This is a genomic window from Wolbachia endosymbiont of Glossina morsitans morsitans (genome assembly GCF_000689175.1).
In the GTDB taxonomy this organism is placed as follows: domain Bacteria; phylum Pseudomonadota; class Alphaproteobacteria; order Rickettsiales; family Anaplasmataceae; genus Wolbachia; species Wolbachia pipientis.
Genome location: NZ_AWUH01000112.1, coordinates 1 through 18730, shown reverse-complemented (window position 1 = coordinate 18730; position 18730 = coordinate 1). Strand labels below are relative to the sequence as shown.

Here is an 18730-nt window from a genome sequence, read left to right as displayed (position 1 = left end):
TGTGATGCTGAGGTTTAGGGCTGTTCAATCAAAGAATAAATCTACTCTGAGCAGGGAAGTTCACGCTGCTGAATTTATTCCTTATTCTTGCTATTGGAATAGCACAACCTTGATGACAAAAGAAAATTGGTTGGTTAAGGTTATAAAATTAAGTGGCTTTGCATTTGAAACCGCCGATGACGAGGATTTAGTTATGCAGAACAACATCAGGAATCAGATGCTAAGAAGCATTTCATCTCCGGCATTTAGTTTGTATTTTCATACTATCAGACGTAAGAAAAATATTTTTTCTGATGAATTTGCAAGTCAAGGTTTGCCGAATTTTTTCGCTAATCACGTAAATCTAAAATGGAGAGAAAAACACGCAACAAGGCAATCATTTATTAATGACCTATACATTACGATTATCCGTAGAGCGGACACAAAAGGAGTAGAATTTTTGTCACATCTACTAAAAAAATTCGGACATGTAACTTCAAAACATGCTTGGGAAAGTGATATACGTGCCACGTATGAAGATTTAGAGGAAACGACAAATCGTGTAGTGACAAGCCTTAGAAATTATTCGCCTAAAATTCTTGGAGTAAAAGAAACTCCAGATGGTTTGTTCTGCGAAATAATGGAGTTTCTATCTAGAATCGTAAATTGTGGCTTCGTTACAAATACGCTTTTTCCGCTAAGAACTGAAATATCAAGATACTTACCAGTACATAGGTTATTCTTTGGCCGTAAGATGATACAGGTTGTGACTCATAATGAGAGTAAATATGCTGGAATAATTAGTATCAAAGAATATGGAAATCATACTTCTGCAGGAATGCTTGATTCGTTTTTACAACTTCCTCACGAGTTTATAATTACGCAATCTTTTCAATTTATAATGGCGATTGGAAAAATGCAGATACAGCAAAATCGAATGATACAGTCTGCAGATAAAGCTATTTCTCAAATAGCAGAAATTTCTCAAGCGCTTGATGACGCAATGAGTGGTAAGATTGCGTTTGGTCAACATCACCTGACTATTTTATGTATAGAAAAAAGTCCTAAATCATTGGATAACGCTCTGTCGTTGGTAGAATCAGAGCTTTCTAATTGCGGTGTTTACCCTATACGTGAGAGAGTTAACCTTGAACCAGCATTTTGGGCGCAAATTCCTGGTAATTTCGATTATATAGTGAGAAAAGCTACAATAAGTAGTCTTAATTTGGCTGGATTTGCATCTCAACATAATTATCCTACTGGTAATAAATTCAATAACCACTGGGGAGATGCCGTTACAGTTTTTGACACGACATCTGGTACTCCATTTTTTTTCAACTTTCATATAAGGGATGTTGGACACACTATGATAATTGGCCCAACTGGTGCTGGTAAAACTGTTTTAATGAATTTCCTGTGTGCCCAAGCGATGAAGTTTTCTCCAAGGATATTCTTTTTTGATAAAGATCGCGGTGCAGAGATTTTCTTAAGAGCACTTAGTGGTACCTATACTGTAATAGAACCAAGAACTAAAACAAATTTTAATCCTTTACAACTTGATGATACCTCTGATAATAGAACATTTTTAATGGAGTGGATAAAGTCTTTAATTTCAGTATATAATGATAAATTTACTTCAGAAGATATTACACGAATTAATGATGCAATTGAAGGAAATTTTAAATTAAGAAAAGAAGACAGATTCTTGAGAAACCTCGTACCGTTTTTAGGGCTTGCAGGTCCTGATACTCTAGCTGGGGCAATATCTATGTGGCATGATAATGGTTCTCATGCTGCAATATTTGACAATAAAGAAGATTTGCTAGATTTTTCACGAGCAAGAGTATTTGGTTTTGAGATGGCTAGCTTGCTCAAAGATCCTGTTGCTCTTGGACCGGTCTTGATTTATTTATTTCATAGGATTAGTATATCTCTTGATGGTACTCCATCTATTATCGTTCTTGATGAGGCATGGGCGTTAATAGATAATCCAGTTTTTGCACCCAAGATAAAAGACTGGTTGAAGGTACTGAGAAAACTAAATGCTTTTGTGATTTTTGCTACTCAGAGTGTTGAGGATGCAAGTAAAAGTGCTATTAGCGATACGCTTGTACAACAAACAGCGACACAGATTTTTTTACCAAATCTGAAAGCTACTAGTGTCTATCGGGATGTTTTTATGTTAACTGAACGTGAGTATATATTAATTAAGCACACAGATCCAAGTACTAGATTCTTTTTGGTGAAACAAGGAGTTAATGCTGTAGTAGCTAGAATAGACTTAAAAGGCCTGGATGATATAATCAACGTATTATCCGGACGTGCAGAAAGTGTTCTATTGTTACACGATATATTAAATGAAGTTGGGGACAACCCAAAAGTATGGTTGCCTATATTTTATCAGAAGGTAAAAAATGTTTAAGACTAAGCTGTCATTGCTATTAATTGCGATATTTTTACTAAATATAGACTTTTTACTCTCATATCCAGTGCTTGCAGATGGAGTAAGTGGTACTGACAAGACAGAATTTGTTAGCAGATTTAATTCCACTGGCAGTTTTAGTCGTGCCTCTAATCCTGATTGTGGAGCGTTTAAAACAGCTGCAGCACTTGCTGGAGTAGCGATTGCTGTTGGCGCAATATTTACTGGCATTGTTTTGATCGTTTCTTCTGCTGGTTTGTTTACCGCTCTTGTTATTGTTGGAATGATAGCTGCAATTGTTGGAGTCTGGAAAGCGATAGGAGGGCTTGTTGTTTGTGAACATAGTTTTGTTAAACACCCAGTTGCACGTGATCATGATGGAAAATACAAAAATTTTAAATTAGAAGACACAGGTTATAGTGGCTGCACCAATGAAAATTACCAAACAGAAGAGGAATATTTTTCTTGTTTGCAAAATAAAGCTCGGGAAGACGTGAACAAAAAAGATTATGACGGGAAAAGAGCAGAAAAAGAAGCCTTAAATTCTAACGTTCAGGAGAGTACAGAGAGTTATTACTGGCCAAAAAACAGTGTGCAATACAGTGAATATATAGAAGTATGTCATCGAAACCCTTTAACTTTTGGTAATCTTTTTAACAAGAAAGACTTTGATTTCAGAAAAGAAACTGGATACATAGATTTTGATGTCAGGGAGAAAGATACTGGATATGTAGATGGGTCATGGTCCCCGAAGGTTGATGGTGAGCTGAAATGTAAAGTTCTCAAAGCAGGACAGAGCGAACCCATACATGGAGCTACATTTAAAGCAGTAAGAAAAATGGGCAGATTATGTGTGGAGTTAGCAAGTGTGAAAATGCTTGGTATCGAAATGACTCCTTGGCCGCAAGGGGTTGATATGGGGTGCACGGAATTGCCACCTGACCCACTTGCTCCTATGTGTGAAAAATCTGTGATGATATTCAAAAATAAAGATGGTACAGGAGAGGAAAAAGTTCCTATTGGTAATAATGATGACTATAAAACTATTATCAGATCTAAAGAAAAAAGACTCAACGGACAAGGGGGGAAAATTTTTGTAGGTTATGATAATGCTGGCTGTTTTAGCTCGTATGTTTCTGAAGCTTGTTATAACCAGGCAGGGAGTAAATCATTAGCTCCTATTCCCGTAACTTCTATGATAGTGCAATGCATTAAGGAATCGTTAGATAATTTAGTTGCAGGTAAAGGTGCACCAAATGGTGAGAGTTTTATATCTGTAGCACAGAAAAGGCTGAAAAACACTGTAACTGCTGTTTTAGTTTTAGCTTTAATACTGTTCTCTATAAAAGCCATGTCTGGTGGAGTTCAGAGGCCTCAAGAAATGTATATGTTGATCATAAAATTCGCTTTAGTGATTTACTTCACAACAGGCAGTACCATGTCTCATTATTATGGAGAATTAACTCGTCTCTCAAATGGTTTGTCAGAGATAGTGCTAAAAGCATCATCTGAAAGTAAAGGCATATGTAATTATAAAGCAGGTACAGATTATGAATATACTCGTGCAGGAAAGAGGGTATCTTACAGTTATCTTGCACCTTGGGATAGGCTTGATTGTAGAATTTTATTTTATTTAGGTGCCCCTTTAGATGGAATTGGTGGCAAAATTGGTACTGGAGGTGTTGCAACGTTAGCAGTCTTGCTTGGTGCTGCTCCTGTCTTATTAGTTGCAGGTTCGGTAATCGGTATTATTTTTGCTGGTGGACAAATTTTAGTAGCTCTTGTCTGTATATTTATGGCCGTTCTGATGATGATGGTTATTTTGTGGCTGTGCTATGTATTCATTTTATCTCTAGTTGCTTTAAGTGTAATCATCATTTTATCACCTTTGTTCATTCCTATGGTTTTATTCCAACACACCAAAGGATATTTTGAAGGCTGGGTGAAAGAGTTGATTACCTATAGCTTATACCCGGTTATCCTTTTTGCGTTTTTGTCCTTTATGTTCATAGCATGTGATAAAATCTATTTTAAAAATTTAAATTTTGAACTGGACGAGTCATATAAAAATGAACAACCGGACAAGTCATATGAAAAGAAACAAGCAGAAATCTCATATAGTAAGAAAAAACAGTGGTTTAAATTGAAAGATGGGGAATGTGATAAAAATGAAACTACTCTTGCATGTATGATGCAAAATTATAGCTTTAAAAAGAGCAGCATACTTGGTCTATTCGACTTTACATACATGGAGTTTGGCAGCTCTCTCATCGGAGAATTATTAAAATTGTGTTTAGTATTATTCCTCTTTTACCACTTTTTAAACATTCTTCCTGGTATGGCTGCTGAACTTGCTGGTAACCATAGAGCAGCACTTGGCTCAGGTCGGACACCTGGACAAATGGTGGGCAAAGCTTTATCTGCTGCCAAAGCTGCTGCTGGGGGTGTTGCTGGAGTTGCTGGTGCTGCTGCTAAGAGGTTGAGTGGTGGAGACAAGAGTAAATCTCGAGGTTCTGGTTCTAGTAGCTCCGAGAGTTTTAACAAAAGCACTGAATGAGTTGGATTTATGCTAAAATTTTTGCTGATAATACCGTTTTTTTTTCTGTCAGGCTGCGGGGAACATCACTGTATTAAGCCAGAAAATTTATCAGGTTTGCGTGAAAAACTAGATATAGTGTCAACAGAGCAGAAATGGGTTGATTCTGGTGTTAATATTTCAGATAGAATGAGAGTAACAGAGATTGATATAGTGCCTAGTAAGGTTAATTTTTGTCCTAAGCAGTATGCAGATTTTGCAATTGGGCCTGGGAGAAATGACGTTGCATTACCATTTGCACTTAAAAAAGGCGATACGATAAGCTTTAGTGTGATTGGAAGTAAAGTGTGTAAAGATAAAGAGAGTGAGACAAAAATCAGGTATTTGAAAATCGACGAAAAGTGTAGCGAGCAAGAAACGGAACATTTTGCACATGTTTTAAATCAAGAGAAATGCCAAGGTGGCAAGGATGGGATATGTCCTAATAAATATATAATAGGCAATGCGCAATGGTTGAGTGGAAGAGAGTACTGGTTTTCGAAGTTAGATCAAGATGAAAGAAAAAAGGAAATTGAAAATATTATTAACTCTATAAAACAAGGAGAGAATATAGATTGCAGCAAGCTTTCAGAGAGCAGTGCAAGTAAGATAGATACGCACATTTTAAATTCACTCTGTAGACGTATATGTAAATTTTCTTCTGGTCGTAGAGGCGAGGATTGCGTGTATATTGAATATAATAATATAGAAATTGAGCTATTCAATGCTTTAAATTCTAGTGGTGAATCTGTTGTTGCTGAAATTATTAGTAACGTATTAAAGGGAAAACAGGTAAAAACTGACATTACATTTCTAAAAGTTGGTATGGATAATGAAACTCTTGAACACATTCCAGGTGGTGGTTTATGTACTAGTTGTGATCATAAGATGGAGAATGACCATCAAATACCAAGTTTAACTTTTAGTCTATGTAGCAGAAATGACAAGAGCTGCTACAATACAAATGACAAAGGCGGGTTCAACATAAGAGTAACGAAGAACCATAGTCTGGAAAATAGCTTGTATATAAGTGTTTCCGATAAATTCCCTGAGCATAAGCCTGGTGAAAATCAAGCGGATATATCTGTAGATATCAGCAAAGTTCATGACATGGAAAACTTGAAAGGAAAATTAAAAGACAAAACAGGCACCATATATTACGGAATAAGAAACCATGGCTGCGATTACAAAAATGAAGGTCAGTTTAGTATTAACCTAACAACTAAAGAGCCACCTACAAAAACTTTTAGTGCAATATATAATTTCTTTGATGAAAAAGTGAAAACTGCATTTTTTGGCTCTAATTATAAAGACCCTAACGCAATTCACTCTGATACTAGTCCTGTGAAGTCTCTTTACGAAAGTTTTATAAAATCAAGCAGAACAAATACCATTAGATCTACTATAATATCACTATTAGTACTATATATAATCTTATATACTCTTTATTACTTTTTTGGATTAACTCATATTTCTATATATGAGTTTTTAATTATATGCGTAAAGATAGGAATCATCGCCCAGCTATTGCAGGATAATAGCTGGGACTTTTTTTATAACAACGCATTCTCTATATTTATTAACACACCAAAACAACTAATAGAAATAGCAAATTTTAGAGGCACTACTTCAAATGTTTTTGAGATTCTCTATATTTATTAACACTCCAAAACAACTAATAGAAATAGCGAATTTTAGAGGCACTACTTCAAATGTTTTTGAGTTTCTTGATTTGCCGCTCAATAGGTTCTTGTCATCGCATTCAGTATTGTTAATAGTATCTCTTATATTTTCTGGCCCTTTGGGCATTGTATTTTTTTGCTTGGTGATTTGGGGTTTAATCACAGTGAGCTTATCTATTTTTAATGCCTTATTTTCTTTTACTACATCTATAGCAATAGTTGCGTTATTACTTTCTTTAGCACCTATTTTTATTATTTGTCTTTTATTTGCGTATACTATTCTCTATATTTATTAACACACCAAAACAACTAATAGAAATAGCAAATTTTAGAGGCACTACTTCAAATGTTTTTGAGATTCTTGATTTGCCGCTCAATAGGTTCTTGTCATCGCATTCAGTATTGTTAATAGTATCTCTTATATTTTCTGGCCCTTTGGGCATTGTATCTTTTTGCTTGGTGAAGCTCACAGTGAGCTTATCTATTTTTAATGCCTTATTTTCTTTTATTACATCTATAGCAATTTCTTTACTTTCTTACTTTCTTTAGCACCTATTTTTATTATTTGTCTTTTATTTGCGTATACTAGGCAGATGTTTCAAAACTGGGTTAAAAATTTAGCAAGATTTGCAATTCATCCAGTGGTCCTTTTAATTTTTATATCACTGATAAGTCAGGTTATGGATTATATTGTGTATTCAGTATTTGATTTTGAGGTCTGCTCTACATGTATACTTAATATTAACCTAAAGATTTTTAACCCTTGTATTTTTTATGGTTATGCTTCCAAATATACACCTAATATTACCGCTATGATGGCTTTTGTTATTTTGGGACACGCTATGAAAGCTTTAGTTGAAGCTTCTTCGGCAATATCTGACTCGTTGTTTGGTGCTTATATAGCAATCGAACCTGGAAGACAGTATCAACAAAGCTTAATGGGAACAGTAGGGTTAGATGAACAAAGCGTTCAAAGAAGAGAAAGAGGAGATGCCTCTCAACAGTCAGGTACGTCAAGACCTCAAAATACCACAAGGGACTCAAAGGTCAACGCCTCAGATACCACAAGGAAGACAGCAATGATAAGTAAAAGATCACTATTGTTGATACTGTGTCTTGCAATCACTGGTTGTAATATGGATTGTGTCGAGCCTGGGTTGCAGAGCAAAAACACCAGCGTTAATGTGGATGTTCCAGTTCGTAAAGCCGATAAAATTCATTGGGTTGATTCTGGTCAGGTAATTAGTCAGGGTGAGAAAATCAAATTCACCCTCGATGGATCAGTAAATTTTTGCTCTTTTAAAGAAGACAAAAATCCAAGGAAAGTACTTGTGCCAGCTAGCTTTTGTGCTGATGGCTCAGAACCAAATTATAGTAAGGCTGCGGATATTAATAGTGTACCTAACAATTATGGTGTTAATGAAAGTAAAAACGAACTATGTGGTGGCAAAGGATTTGGCAGCAATAGACGTTATGTGGACCCTGGAATTAAAGTAAATCCTGGTGACAAGTTAAGCTTCAGCTTAGTTCCCAGAAAAATAACAATTGATTACGACAATCCAGAAGGGAAAGGCATCAATTTTGATGACAATTGTTATAAAGCTGCAGAAAATGACCGTAAGGAAACTGTATATAAGAAAGCTACAGTGAGTGAAATACATCAGGGGGGAGAGTTTTTTTGTGATGGTAAAGATGGTACAAAAAATAAAATACAATTTTTACCTCTTGATAAAACAAAAGCAAAAGAAAGCAAAGTGCTAGTTGGCAATGGGTATGCCTCATATGATAATAAGGTGCATTTTAATAAAGGTTATATTCAAGACAACGAACCATGGGTATATGGTTCACTACTTGATTTACGCCGCGCTAAAATAGGATTGAACGAGTTATGTGATGGAACAAACTGTAGTCTTGATGAGAGAAAAAAGTACTCCTCCTATGAGCTTAACTGTTACCATCAAAATATATGCTATACTAAGAAGGGTATATGGAACTATGGTTTAGGTCAAGCAGGAGAACGGAACTGTGTCTCCGGTATAAGAAGTACGATAAAGGAAATAAATGTGATATGTATTCTTATCTAGAAAAAATGGAAGGGAATGTTAAAGCAGGTAGTTTTACTGAAGATGATAAATCTTGGGCTGAGGCTCTTGTTGCAAAAATAAGCGATCCAGGTGATGCAAGTATTTCTGAAGGCAAGCGTAATGATATGAAGGGCGATGCTAAAGGTATTCAATGTCTTCCAAAAAGAGGAGAAGCAGGAAAGGTGAAAAATGATAAACTAGTATGCTCAAAAATCAGTGATAATTTTGAAGATTTTTCCTTAAAATTAAATCATGACTATCCAATAGGAAGTGTAACACCTGGTAGCAGTGTGATGCTTGCCATTGCAGATTATGGTCACTATGGAGCTAATAGAGGTGGGTACCATGTTAAAGTGACTAGATCATGTAAATATATTAATGGCGAAAAATTATATGTATATTTAGGTGATGAGCCACCTAAAGATTTGCATGGCGTGGGAACTAATGATTTTAAAGTGGTAGGAGTGAGAGAAAGAGTAGACGGAAAAGACGAGTACACCATATTAGATGTAATAAGCGGAGAACACTTTCAGAACGAGGAGTCTAAGAAGATATATTTCGGTATCGATGTAAGCAACGTAGAGAGAGATGACATTACAGATAAAAATGGCAAATATTACGAAAACAATAAGTATAGTGTAACTTTATTTGTTAAAAGAAAAATTAATGATTTTATTTCATCGAATATAAACGAGATATTTAAGTTTATGAAAGAAGAAGTAATTGGTGACAGCGTTAAAGATTCATATAAAGGATATATAAAAGGTCTTCTTCAGGGGGTAAGAGCTTTGCTTACTCTATACGTTATATTTACTGTCTTTGGCTATATGTTTGGAACAATACAGCTAAGTAAATTTGATTTTATTGTAAGAATGTTCAAGATAGCATTTATAGCTTTTGCCTTTAGCGATAGAAGCTGGGAACTCTTTGGTACAACTTTATCCAGACTTTTTGTAGATGGCAGCACTTATTTAGTTGATAGCTTTTCTGGCTATATAGGGGAAGGGGAGAGAAAATTTGCATTCTTAGACTTAACAGCAGGAGTATTATTCACAACAGAAACTTGGCTAAAGTTTTTATCGTTGATGCTCTCTGGTCCTTTTGGCTTTATTGCATTTTTGGCAATACTCTATGCTACTTTTATGTTCTTAAAATGCATTATTAGCGCTACGTTTAAATATGTGATATCTACTGTTCTAGTAGCGTTTTTACTGTCATTAACACCTTTGTTTATCGTGTTTATTTTATTTCAACAGACTAAACCCTTGTTTGATAACTGGATAAAAACGTTGGCTCATGTTTCATTAGAACCAGTCATTTTATTTTCATCTTTATCTCTTTTAAATCAGTTGATGTATTCAGTTTTATATAACCTCACAAATTTTTCTGCATGCTATCAATGTTTAATTAGCATAAATTTCTTATCGTATGATCTATGCCTGATGAAATCAATACTGCCTCTTGGATACAGTCCTGGCACTAATGTTGATGTTGCACTCAGTACCGGAGAAAGGGCTGGTGGGCACTTTGCAGCATTACCTATAGACCTAATCCAGGCGTTTATATACCTCATTATTGCCGGTGCAATGGAAGCTTTTGTTTCTATATCGGAAACTATGGTACAAACACTATTTAGCTCTGGTTATGGAGTTACTGGCAGTGTTGGTACAGTTGCTAAGAGCGCATCGCAAGCTATGCTATCAACCGTTGGCCTTGATGATAAGACCCAAAGTATGATACAGAGTATCAAGCAGAAAATGAGTAAAGATCGGGGAAAAATTGAGGCTAAATTACCTAACACGCCAAAGCAACCAGACAAAAAAGAAGATTCTAAAGGAAGTTCTGATAAAACAACGAGTGATAGACCTAAAACATTAAAACAATCAGATCAAAGCAAAAAAATTACTGATGAAACAATAAGAGGTGATCCTAGTGCTAAAGCTAAAAACAAGGAAGAAAATGGAGAGGAGTAAGATATAAATGATATTATGGAGTAACTAATTAAAAAGATATTTTAAGTAAAGTTTTAGAAATTTATTCTGTATTTTGGAAAAAGTTTTAGATATGCAATCACGTTTAGGCAAATGTTGGTTTAGGGTATTACTTCTTGCAGCTTATATGCTGATCACAGGTTGTAGTAAAAACGATATGCCTTTTCCAAGGTGTATATCTGCTGACTATTTTGGTCCTAAACCTATTGCAGTAAGCGCTCATTTTTCAAGCGACCACGATGCGTTTATTCCAGGAGATGGAGAAGTTATTGATCCTGAAACTGGCGAAATTAATTATGGTTTTCACCATAACCAAGTGGTGAAGTGGGAGGATACCGGACTCGAAACCAATGGAGATAGTTTAAAAGTGCGAGTTAATGGTGCATGGACATCTTGGAGTAATAATAACAAGAAGGAATCTAAAAAAGGCAGTTATACCTTACAAAGCTTGGAGCAGTTAAAATATGCAACTAAATTTGAAGGTAAACAAAGTGATAATAGTTTACCTAATTTTCACTTAGTTTGTAATGATTATAAACCTAGCATACAAAAATTTTCAAGTAAGCCTAATGCAAGTTGCACTGTAAATTGCAAGTGCATTAATGAAGATGATAGTGCAAATACAGTATCACGTGGTGCTCCATGTTGGTTTACCAACGGTCATGGTGCTTATCTTTTGTTTCAAACGGGGAAAGATGATCCTAACGAAAATCTAAAGTTAATGCGCGATCCTCAATATCCTACTGTACATCTAGGTTATAACTCCACAGCAGAGGGCGACAATGGATTTTTTACTTTAGACAGAGATAACACTAAATTAAAGGACAGAAATTGTAATGAGTTGAAGTTAAAAAAGGGATGGAAAATATATGTAAAAATATTAGATAGATATTACTTAGATAATGTAGGTGGCTACTCTTTTGAGTTCTTAAGTGGAGTGCGGCAGCCAAGTAGTTTTGGGTTTTTTGATTACATTTATAACTATCTAAAATGTATATTATTGATTAACGAAAATTGCAAAGAACATTTTAATAGCAATGATCCTGCAGTTGCACAAGCTATGTTCGAAAATATAGCTGAAAAAAGTACGAGCTTTCACAATTTTGTTCTTTCCTTGCTTGTTCTATTTGTAATGATTTCATCGCTTCTTTATCTTTTTGGCATGATACGAGAAACTAAGCATGATATGCTCATCAGAATGATGACAATCACTCTAGTAATAGTGCTTATATCTCCTGGAAGTTTTAGATTTTTCTATGATCATTTTCTTGTTTTATTCGTTAAAGGTCTTGAACAATTGATAAGTGTAATTACTAACTTTGCTCCCAACAAGAACACCGGAAGTATTGCTCAAGGAGATGAAGCTAAGTTGTTTAGCTTCATGGAGGACATGTTCAATAAATTTTTTGCTTATTCTGTTTGGAAAAAGTTTGCAGCGTTTTTACATTACCAAATGTGGGCAAGCCTTCTTATGATACCGGCAATTTTCATAGGGATTGTACTATACTCCTTGTTGTGCTTGTATGCTTACATAATATTTCTCTCTGGCTTTATGGGTATAGCTTTTCTTATAGCTATCATGCCACTGTTTCTAATTTCTATTTTATTTTCACCGCTGAAAAGTCTATTTGAAGGTTGGATAAAATTCTGCATCAGTTTTTGTTTACAATCGATTATGATATTTACTATCTTGTCATTGTTGGCTTCAATGATAATGAACACCTTTTATAGACAACTAGGTTTTACTGTATGCTACAATAAATGGTTCGAGATAAAGTTATGTGCTCCAAAATGGGTGTTTGGCGGTTTTTGTATCGTTGATAAGCAGTACTTTGGTTGGACTCCAGGGCAAATTTTCGTACCTTACACTCTTGGAGAAGCTTCTTCTCTTAACATAGATAAAAGTATAGAAGGTATAGAAAAGATAAGCAGAGAAGGTGGTACAATAAAATTTACTGGTGGTGCTGGATATATCCCGCTTCCACCGGAAATTTTCGTACCTTACACTCTTGGAGAAGCTTCTTCTCTTAACATAGATAAAAGTATGGAAGGTATAGAAAAGATAAGCAATGAAGGTGGTACAATAAAATTTACTGGTGGTGCTGGATATATCCCGCTTCCACCGGATTACACTGAAAAAGGGTTTCGTTATATAGATTATCCTTTCTTTAACCCAATTCCTGGTACTAAAGAGAATCCAGCAGACCGTTATATTGCAGAAGTGGTAGTAGATAATAGCTGTAGTGTAAAAGATTTACTGCGTTTAACAAATAGTTTATCCCATGCATCAGAAAAAGCTGATATCTTATTATTGATTAATAATATAAGTAAAAAGACAGAAATCTATTGTAAGCAGCCAGGAAATGAAAGCAGGTGTACTAATTACAAGGAAATCATAGAAAAAGTAATTCTACAGCCAAGTTTAAAAAGTGAAATAAAGTCTTTAGTGCAAGATATAATTAGACAAAATGGGAGCTGCCAATCACAGAATTTTTATAAGGTAAATAGAAACTATCAAGAAAATAGTGATTACCAAAGGGTGCAAGACATACAGGGAGGTTATTTAATCAATGCAGGGGAAATCTTTGTGTTATTCTTGCTTTCATTTTTAATGTTCTCCTTACGCGAGTTCGTACAACAAATAGGCTCAAGTATAGCTGGTGGTGGATTCAGCGTTTACAATATATCTAGAATGTATGAAGCATCGCCTTTGGTTGGCATAATGGAAGGATTAAAACAGCATTATTGGCAAGACGCAATTGGTGGAAAACTAGAATCTTTAGGTAATTTGGCTACTCATTTACCGGATAGATTAGCCGGAGGTACAGCTAATCTACTGGGTAGGATACCAAGGGTTGGAGGAGTGCTGAAATACGCTATTGATGTGCCACGTAAATTTGTAGGTGCTACTATTGAAGCAACGAAGTTTGCAACATCGCCTGAAAATGATGTTGATAAGCTCGAGGAAAAAATTTACAGGGCATTTGGAGTTGATAAGGAAGATATTATACACAGAAGGATCGGTAAATATTTAGATTATTATAAAGGATACGTAGGATCACATTTTGGCTATACAATAGAAGATGCTATGAAGTTTACTTGGGAGCATGGTCTTGACTCTATAGGAAAGCATGGCTATGATCATAACCTACTCTATAGAGCAAAAGAATATAGGCGAGATTTCTTAGAGAAGCTTCATGATTACACTATCGGCCGTAAGAGAGAACCAGAAAAAGACAATCCTGATCAATCAAATAAGGTAGAACGAGAGTTAGGCACGGAACTAGTAAGAGATAACCATGATCAGCCACTAGAAGAAGGCGACCCTCTTCGACTACGAGGGGGAGGTCAGCCAGATAAGGTAGTACGAGAACTAAGCACAGAACAAGAAGACAAGCCTAATCAACTACAGCATGATCAGCCAACAGAAGAAGATAAGCCTGATCAATCAAATGAAGTGACACGAAATTTAGGCACGGAACCAAAAGGTTCAGATGAAATTGATGATTTTGGATCTGCTTTTGAAGGTATGGAAAAACGTGCTGAAAGAGAAGGCAGAAGAAATCAAGATAAAGTTTACAACCTCTCACCACTTTTTGAAATGAACACTCCAGAAGCTGTAGAAAAACGTGCTGAAAGAGCTAGAAGAAAAGAAGAAAGAGATCGAAAAGACGAAGTTTATAATCTTAAGCCTTTATTTAAAGAACCAAAAAATCCAGAAGAGTACGTTAAGGCACTTTTTGAAATGAATACCCAGGAAGCTATAAAAAAACGTAGCTGAAAGAGAGGAAAAAAGAAATCGAGAAGACAGTAAAAGGAAATTACCGGAACCAATGAGGAAACCAGATGCAAAAGGAGATGAGAAGAGGATTGAAGATGAAGACTAATAAAAATTTCAAAGGCCTTGATTATTATAAATTGCAGCAAGACAAAGATGGCAACATAAAGTTAAATGACTACGACGACATTTTAAATGCGCGTAGGGCAAGGGTAGACTTGTTGCGGGATAACACATCACTTGACAAGGATGTCAATTTTGCTAAATTGAATAAAGCTTTGAGTGAGAAACTTGTAGATAATCATGGTTTATTGTCTGAATTTGATAAGGAAGACAAAGAGATTGCACAAGAAAGGCTTAAGATGTCTAATGTTTTAGACATCTTGAATAATTTTGCAAACATTAAAAGTGAAGAGCTATTAGAGGTTAGTTTATTGCTATCAGACCTTAGCTTCATAGAGAGAAATGTTGTACTAAATACCGATCAGAATTCTGATCTTACAGAGTTTAAAAGTCTATTTATCGAAAAAAAGGCATCTGGTAAAGAGTATAGTGAAGAAGAATGTAGAGGCTTTCTTGATAATATAGATAAAATCAATACTATAATTAAGTTAGAGTTAGAAAGCAGAATTGGAGGGCTAAATCATGATGAAAAAAATGATCGTGATGATTTACAAGATGAGATTGGTCAAGCAATTAATGCAGCAGGCAAATCAGAAAAAGATAACTGATGAGTCTTGTGTTTGTGTTTTTCTTACAAGCGACTCGATAGCTTCTCTCTATTAAACTGCTAAAGCCATATTGACATTGATCATATAGTATAAATAATTAATTATTTTGGAGCTTATTTAATATGCTACGCATCATTGCAGGCAAGTATCGCGGAAGAAAAATAACTACAGGTAAGCATTTAGCTGCACGGCCAACTATGAGTATTGTCCGAGAAGCAATATTTAATATGCTTTCCTCAAGAAAACCTATTTATAACTTGAATGTACGTGATTTATTCTGTGGTAGTGGTTATTTTTCATTTGAAGCGCTTTCTCGCGGCGCTAAACATGCATTAATGGTGGATTCAGATTATTACAATTTGCAACTGCCTAAAAAAACAGCAGAAGATTTTGGAATTACGAACAATGTCACGCTAATTTGTTGTAGTGCTAAAAAATTGCCACAACCTATTTCAAAGTGCGATGTAGTTTTTATAGACCCACCTTACAATAGCAATCTAGTTGAATCAACGTTGAATGGACTAGCTCACTCAGGCTGGTTAAGTGATGATGCATTGATAATTCTAGAGATTAGGAAAAACGAAGATTTTGAGTGCAATAAAAACTTCAGTATAATCTTGGAACGCACCTACGGTATAGCGAGAATAATTTTTCTTTCTCTATTATAGCCTTTCTTATAATAGTCCGAATGCGATAAGATATGTGTTTATGGCTATAGCAGGCCAGTAGCATATTACGGTCTGTTCGGATTATTGTAAAAAGAGCTATACTTTTCTACCAACAATCAATAGCTTAGAAGAAATTTCCTATGATTCCTTTTAGGCGAGTTTTTAATTTTTGAAATGTCATGACATTGTTGATACGGTTATCAAGAAACGATAAAGTATCCACAAAATCTTCTGAATAATCATTGATAAAAAAAAGTATCGTACTTAAGTACACTCCAGCTAATATTGCTCTTTTTGTATAGTAGTTAAAATCTGTTGATTGGTCATAAATGCCATACCAAATCGCACTAACAGTTCTGTATAAAAGTTTACTAGAAAAATATGTATTTTTTGGTGATACAGAGAATAATAAAACATTTTTTAAAAGTTCTCTATAATTTGGTAGCTTAGCGTAATTTGAAAGGCGTATTTGAATGGCTAACTTTACTCGCTCTCGCACTTTCATATCTTCTAAATTAGAATTCCTTAGTTCAGCTTCCATTGAGCTATTTAAGTCCTCTGCTATGTGCTCCAAAGCGCTATATATTCCATTCTGAAATTTGCGAAAGCTATTAGCTAGATTAAGGTCAGTGCACACCTTTAATAGGGTTTCATCGCTTATCCCTTCAAATGGAATAACCCTAATTAGCTTATCTGTTATTAACTTTTGTTCCACGCAACATCATACTAAACAGCATGTGTGATTGTACCTGAGATTTTCAAACTTTCTACAAAATGCTTCACCACGTTCCTCGAAATTTTTCCATTGATCAAAAGAAGCACACGCGGGAAAAAGTAATATTGTTACTTCTTCTGCGCTATTTAAGGCCTCTTCAAAAGCCAATCTGAATGCATCTTCTAGATTGCAACATTTAACATAATCTACTTTATTCTCCATAACATTTGCAAAAGCTTCGGTTGATTCTCCAATAAGAAAAGTTTTTCTAACCCGTGTAAAATGCTTGCTTAATGATTCTATTCCACCTTTTTTGCTTCTTCCATCAGCGATCCAATTTATGTTTTCATAAGATAAGATCGCCTTTTCGCTCGATTTTGCATTAGTTGCTTTGCTATCGTTCACGGAAAACACATTTCTTATTTTGCCAAGCAGTTCATTCCTATGCCTCAGTCCTGAAAAGGACTTGATTCCATTGATAATAGTGTTGCTATCTACTCCAAGTACCTTACATAGGGCATATGTGGCTGCTATGTTTTCTGCGTGTGATATTAGGTTTATTTTCACGTCGCTTACTGATAAGCTATGATTCTCTAGTTTTAACGAGATCTTCTGAATCCCAGTGCCCCTTTTGTCATCCAAGTAGCTGACACTGGGATCCAGATAATTTCGATCTATACCAGTAATCTGTTCACTATAATCAAGCAAATTGTTACCTGCCAATGATATTAGATCTCTTGCACCACCCTCTGTCATCTGAGTAGTTGGCAATGGTTTTTCTTTTCTGGATTCCAGCGTCACGCGCTGGAATGACATCGGGGAATATGTTACTGAGATTGGAATTTTGTCTCCAGTGAATTTGTTGAATATATCAGCAGTAATCTCATTGTCACATCCTATTACGGCAACCTCACTACCGTTTATCAGTTTTAATTTAGTTGCTATGTAGTTCTCCATACTTCCATGCCTATCTATGTGATCTGGTGTAATATTGAGCAGTGCTGAAATGTCCACGTTAATTTCATTCATCAACTCCAATTGAAAAGAGGAGAGTTCGATTACATAAATTTCTGCATCTCTTTCTAGATGCAAAACAGGAACGCCTAAATTTCCACCAATAGCTACTTTTTTCCCTGCAGATTTTAATATGTGCCCTATTAGTGATGTAGTGGTTGATTTACCATTTGTTCCTGTGACGCCTATTACCTTCTGGTTCGTAGTTTTAGCTTCAAGAAATAGCTCAATGTCTGATTTTATTTTGCAATCAAATCTCCTTGCAAGTTTTACTATCCAATGTGGCTCTGTTGGCACTCCAGGGCTTAAAACCAATGCACTGATCTCATGCCAATTGTATTCCTTGGGATGAATAAAATTACATTTTTTATACATCATTTTTGCATTTGCTATTTGCTCTTCATGATCATCCCATGCATATATTCTTGCACCACTCTTTGTTAGAGCGTTAATGGCGGATAAACCAGTTTTACCAAGACCAAAAACCGCGACGTTTTGATTTTTGTATTTGTTTAGTTGCACTGCTAGATAACTTATGCGAACCATTTTATAAAGATATCGTACAAATTACAACAGACTTCTTGCATAGGTCACAACTGTCATTCAATAGAAACGAAAAAACTTACTTGACACCCTCTGCCAGTCCCCTTATCATGAAACTGAAGCTATTTATTTATCTTCTCTGTACAGATTAAATGACAAAAAAACTCACGTATCTGGCGTGTCATGTTTAATTTTTTGCACTATGTGCACCTTATGTCTTTATAAAATTTCTAGGTTTTTACCTAATATAAGCTAAAATGCGCTTACAAAGCATTTAAAACATAAAAAAACGCCAACTTAAAAAATGGATAGTGAATAATTAGCTACCCTAGGGTTTCTTTTGCCTTTTTTTTTGTTTAGTAAATTTCTTAATGTTTATAATTTAGATTAGTTGCGGCTTAAAAGCAACTGAATCGCGGTTATTAAACGTTTAGAATAAAAAAACGCCATACTTGAAAGTATAATGTAAGTAATTAGCCAACCACGGGGCTTCTTTTGCCTTTTTTTTATTTGGTAAATTTCTTAATATTTATGGCTAAACGACAATC

At 35.2% G+C, this 18730-nt stretch carries 8 protein-coding genes and 3 pseudogenes; 8 read left to right on the top strand and 3 right to left on the bottom strand.

Annotated elements, in window-relative coordinates; genetic code table 11:
- Positions 1-4: 4 nt before the first annotated feature.
- The 8 genes and pseudogenes from WGMM_RS02715 to rsmD all read left to right on the top strand — a co-directional run bounded on the left by WGMM_RS02715 (position 5) and on the right by rsmD (position 15910).
- Positions 5-2401 carry a VirB4 family type IV secretion/conjugal transfer ATPase gene (locus tag WGMM_RS02715; RefSeq protein WP_038249647.1) on the top strand — a complete coding sequence of 799 codons (2397 nt, stop codon included), beginning with the start codon at positions 5-7 and terminating at the stop codon, positions 2399-2401.
- Positions 2394-4958, top strand: a complete 2565-nt coding sequence (locus WGMM_RS02710) for a TrbL/VirB6 family protein (RefSeq protein ID WP_038249645.1) — start codon at positions 2394-2396, stop codon at positions 4956-4958. The genes WGMM_RS02715 and WGMM_RS02710 overlap by 8 nt, the downstream gene beginning before the upstream one ends.
- Positions 4959-4967: 9 nt before the next feature.
- Positions 4968-6924, top strand: a pseudogene (locus tag WGMM_RS02705) (TrbL/VirB6 family protein); the annotation flags it as partial.
- Between the two features lie 10 nt (positions 6925-6934).
- A pseudogene (locus WGMM_RS07205) lies at positions 6935-7741 on the top strand (type IV secretion system protein); the annotation flags it as partial.
- Positions 7738-10715: pseudogene (locus tag WGMM_RS02695) on the top strand (TrbL/VirB6 family protein). The pseudogenes WGMM_RS07205 and WGMM_RS02695, both read left to right, overlap by 4 nt.
- Before the next feature lie 91 nt (positions 10716-10806).
- On the top strand, positions 10807-14514 hold the full coding sequence (locus WGMM_RS06660) for a TrbL/VirB6 family protein (RefSeq protein ID WP_051599627.1): 3708 nt from the start codon (positions 10807-10809) through the stop codon (positions 14512-14514).
- Positions 14515-14609: 95 nt separating this feature from the next.
- The gene (locus WGMM_RS02685) at positions 14610-15242 is read left to right on the top strand and encodes a WD_0853 family protein (RefSeq protein WP_038249667.1); all 633 of its coding nucleotides are present in this window, start codon (positions 14610-14612) and stop codon (positions 15240-15242) included.
- Positions 15243-15364: 122 nt separating this feature from the next.
- A complete protein-coding gene (gene rsmD, locus WGMM_RS02680) occupies positions 15365-15910 on the top strand; it encodes a 16S rRNA (guanine(966)-N(2))-methyltransferase RsmD (protein WP_038249638.1) in 546 nt (181 codons plus the stop codon).
- Here rsmD and WGMM_RS07095 read toward each other — a convergent pair.
- From WGMM_RS07095 to WGMM_RS02670, 3 genes are read right to left on the bottom strand one after another with little or no spacing between them, the layout of a single operon-like run.
- Positions 15849-15974 carry a hypothetical protein gene (locus tag WGMM_RS07095; protein WP_275039480.1) on the bottom strand — a complete coding sequence of 42 codons (126 nt, stop codon included), beginning with the start codon at positions 15972-15974 and terminating at the stop codon, positions 15849-15851. The genes rsmD and WGMM_RS07095 overlap by 62 nt on opposite strands.
- Before the next feature lie 60 nt (positions 15975-16034).
- A complete protein-coding gene (locus WGMM_RS02675) occupies positions 16035-16625 on the bottom strand; it encodes a COQ9 family protein (RefSeq protein ID WP_038249635.1) in 591 nt (196 codons plus the stop codon).
- A gap of 6 nt (positions 16626-16631) precedes the next feature.
- Positions 16632-18185: a Mur ligase family protein gene (locus tag WGMM_RS02670; protein ID WP_038249629.1), complete on the bottom strand. Its 1554-nt coding sequence runs from the start codon at positions 18183-18185 to the stop codon at positions 16632-16634.
- Positions 18186-18730 lie beyond the last annotated feature (545 nt).